We start from the raw sequence: 613 nt of genomic DNA, 5'->3' as shown, positions 1-613 counted from the left end.
GTTGCTCTAGTATATTTTGTCTGCTAATTGGGTACAGTTGGCCCCTACAGCAGCGCGATCGCCCGCTGTGCCCGCCGTGGGTTTGCTTCGATGTAGCCCACCAACACCTTTAAATCCTGGTGCCCTGTAATCGACTGCAGGGTTTTCAGGTCTACCCCCTTTTCAGACAGCCGCGTGATCAGTGTGCGTCTGAAGCTGTGGGTGCTGTAGCCCTTATGGTCTAGCCCGGCCCGCTCCAGGGCCCGGCGCAAAAAGTTGTCGCAGGCCTGAAACGACATCGGCCCCAGGTCGCCGGGGAACAGTGGACCATCAATTGGCGGCTCGTAGGCCGTCAGCAGCTCTTCTAAGGTTGGGTGAGTCGGACATTCCCGAGTCCTTCGCACGCCGCCGGGTGCGGCCTTTCGTGTGCGAGCTTTGAAGGTGATAAATGCCCTGGGTCTGCCATGCAGGTCGTAAACGTCTGCTACGTCCAGCTGTCGAACGGCCCCCATGCGCTCTCCGGTCCATCGAGCAATGTCGAACATTAGCCGGTGCTTTGGATTCTCTATTTGTTTACGCAGCTTAACTAAATCGGCGTCAGTGAAGATCGAAGCTTTGCCGTGGCGATTGTTTT

The 613-nt window shown here is 56.9% G+C and carries 1 protein-coding gene; it reads right to left on the bottom strand.

The features are described 5' to 3' along the window. Positions 1-44: 44 nt before the first annotated feature. The coding region (locus tag NF78_RS27835) for a tyrosine-type recombinase/integrase (RefSeq protein WP_035995090.1) at positions 45-613 on the bottom strand (569 nt) is incomplete at its 5' end.

The organism is Leptolyngbya sp. KIOST-1, from assembly GCF_000763385.1.
In the GTDB taxonomy this organism is placed as follows: domain Bacteria; phylum Cyanobacteriota; class Cyanobacteriia; order Phormidesmidales; family Phormidesmidaceae; genus Nodosilinea.
Note: the sequence above shows the minus strand (reverse complement) of the source record. Positions and strands in the feature narration are given on the sequence as shown.